Below are 2497 nucleotides of genomic sequence, written 5' to 3'. Positions count from 1 at the left end.
GTGTTGATTGTCACTGAGAACTGACCCGGTATTTTCACCGAGATTTGACCCACCCTCAGTTATGCGTCGTGGCTTATGACGCGGTCAATGTTTTGGCCTCCTTTCGTGTTTTCTTTGCAGCCTCAGCGCTGGCCTTGAAGCGGTAGCTGTCGTTTCCGGTTTCGAGGATGTGGCAGCGGTGGGTAAGCCGATCCAAGAGAGCCGTGGTCATCTTTGCATCCCCGAAGACCTGCGCCCATTCTGAGAAGCTAAGGTTGGTGGTGATGATCACGCTGGTGCGCTCGTAGAGCTTGCTGAGCAGATGGAAGAGCAGCGCCCCGCCAGATGAACTGAACGGCAGGTAGCCGAGTTCGTCCAAGATGACCAAGTCGACCTTCGTCAGCATCTCAGCCAGTTTCCCAGCCTTGCCGAGCGCCTTTTCCTGCTCCAGCGCGTTGACCAATTCCACAGTTGAGAAGAAGCGCACCTTACGCCGGTGATGTTCGATGGCTTGGACGCCGATTGCTGTGGCTGTGTGGCTCTTGCCCGTTCCGGGACCGCCGATCAAAACGACATTCTCGGCCGCTTCGATAAACTCGCATCGGTGTAGCTGCCTCACCGTCGCTTCGTTGATCTCACTCGATGCAAAGTCGAAGCCCGTCAAATCCTTGTAGGCCGGGAAGCGGGCGACCTTCGTGTGATATGCGATGGACCGCACCTCGCGTTCGGCGATCTCGGCTTTGAGCAATTGTGACAGCATTGGCGTGGCAGCCTCGAATGCTGGCGCGCCTTGGGCGACCAGATCGTCGACCGCATTTGCCATGCCATAGAGCTTGAGGCTGCGCAGCATGATGACGATAGAGGCTCCTGCAGGATCATGACGCATGGCGCTTCTCCCCAACCTGTCTCAGGCCGTCATAGCGATCGACGTTGGCCTTTGGCGTTGTTTGCAATGCCAGTGCGTCCGGCGGATCGACCTCGGGATGATCTGTCGGTCTGCGGTCGATCAGTCGGTGCAGCAGGTTCAGAATGTGCGTTTTGGTTGGCACGCCTGCTTCCAGCGCCAGCTCCACCGCGCAAAGGACATCTTCTTCGTTGTGCTGGAGCACCAGTGACAGGACGTCGACCATCTCTCGGTCGCCACCTTCTTTACGCAGCATGTGATCCTGCAATTGACTGAAGGCATCGGGCATCTCCGTGAACGGCGCACCATTCCGAAGTGCGCCCGGTTTGCGTTGGATAACAGCGAGATAGTGGCGCCAGTCATAGATGACCTTGCCGGGTTTGCGATGAGAACGCTCAATGATCCGCGCATGCTCGCACACCGTTTGCCCTTCAGCGACCACGACCAGCCGTTCGGGATAGACATGCAAACTGACACGTCGGTTCGCAAAGCTGGCGGGAACGCTGTAGCGATTGCGTTCGAACGTGATCAGGCACGTGGGTGACACACGCTTACTGTGTTCGATAAAGCCATCGAATGCCGGCGGAAGTGCCATTAGCGTGGGCTTCTCGGCCTCCCACACGTCTGCGACGGACCCCGGCAAAGCCTTGTGCGGTGTCTCCGTCCAAAGGGCGATACAGCGATCTTCAAGCCATTGGTTCAGCTCTGCCAGATCGGCGCAGACCGGCATGACCTGCCACATGCGGTTGCGCGCATCCTGCACATTCTTCTCAACCTGGCCTTTCTCCCAACCGGCCGCCGGATTGCAGAACTCGGGCTCAAACACATAGTGGCTGGCCATAGCTTTGAAGCGTGCATTGACGTCTCGCTGCTTGCCTTTGCCAACGCGGTCTACTGCCGTCTTCATATTGTCATAGATCCCGCGACCAGGCACGCCGCCGAACACACGGAATGCATGCCAGTGGGCGTCAAACAGCATCTCATGCGTTTGCAGCGGGTAGGCCCGCACCAAGAAAGCGCGGCTGTGTGACAGTTTAATATGAGCGACCTGAAGTTTGACGCGCTCACCGCCGATGTTGGCCCAGTCCTCGCTCCAATCGAATTGGAAGGCTTCGCCGGGCGCGAACACCAAAGGCACGTAAGTGCCGCGCCCTGTCGTCTGTTCCGCTCGCTGCCGATCTTCACGCCATGCCCGGGCGAAAGCTGCCACGCGTTCATAGGAGCCATCATATCCCAGCTTCACCAGATCAGCATGCATTTGCTTCACTGTCCGCCGCTCTTTGCGTGATTTCCGCGTCTGGATCAAAAGCCAGGCTGACAGCCGATCCGCGTAGGGATCCAGCTTGCTTGGACGCTTGGGCGTCTTGAACTGCGGTTCCACCGCACCTTCACGCAGATACTTCTTGATCGTGTTCCGAGACAAACCCGTGCGCCGGGCAATCTCCCTGATTGGCATTTTGTCACGCAATGCCCAGCGTCGAATGACACTCAAAAATCCCATGTCGATCACTCCAAATCCCCCCAACCAAAACCGTCGGGGAAGTGTGTTCACATGGGTCAATTCTCAGTGACAATTTATGGGGCTACCGGGTCAGTTCTCAGTGACAATCAACA

The 2497-nt window shown here is 57.4% G+C and carries 2 protein-coding genes; both read right to left on the bottom strand.

Annotated features, from left to right (window positions below; all coding sequences use genetic code 11):
• Positions 1 to 73 precede the first annotated feature (73 nt).
• Positions 74 to 865: an IS21-like element helper ATPase IstB gene (istB, locus tag ACN5AZ_RS18600; protein WP_419430388.1), complete on the bottom strand. Its 792-nt coding sequence runs from the start codon at positions 863 to 865 to the stop codon at positions 74 to 76.
• Positions 855 to 2384: an IS21 family transposase gene (gene istA, locus ACN5AZ_RS18595; RefSeq protein WP_419430389.1), complete on the bottom strand. Its 1530-nt coding sequence runs from the start codon at positions 2382 to 2384 to the stop codon at positions 855 to 857. Before istA ends, istB begins: the two co-directional genes overlap by 11 nt.
• Positions 2385 to 2497 lie beyond the last annotated feature (113 nt).

Source organism: Sagittula sp. SSi028, assembly GCF_048553715.1.
GTDB lineage: Bacteria > Pseudomonadota > Alphaproteobacteria > Rhodobacterales > Rhodobacteraceae > Sagittula.
Note: the sequence above shows the minus strand (reverse complement) of the source record. Positions and strands in the feature narration are given on the sequence as shown.

What these genes read in the sequence shown, in the direction of transcription:
- istB (WP_419430388.1), bottom strand. Translation starts at nt 865, where the DNA reads ATGCGTCATGATCCTGCAGGAGCCTCTATCGTCATCATGCTGCGCAGC.
- istA (WP_419430389.1), bottom strand. Translation starts at nt 2,384, where the DNA reads ATGGGATTTTTGAGTGTCATTCGACGCTGGGCATTGCGTGACAAAATG.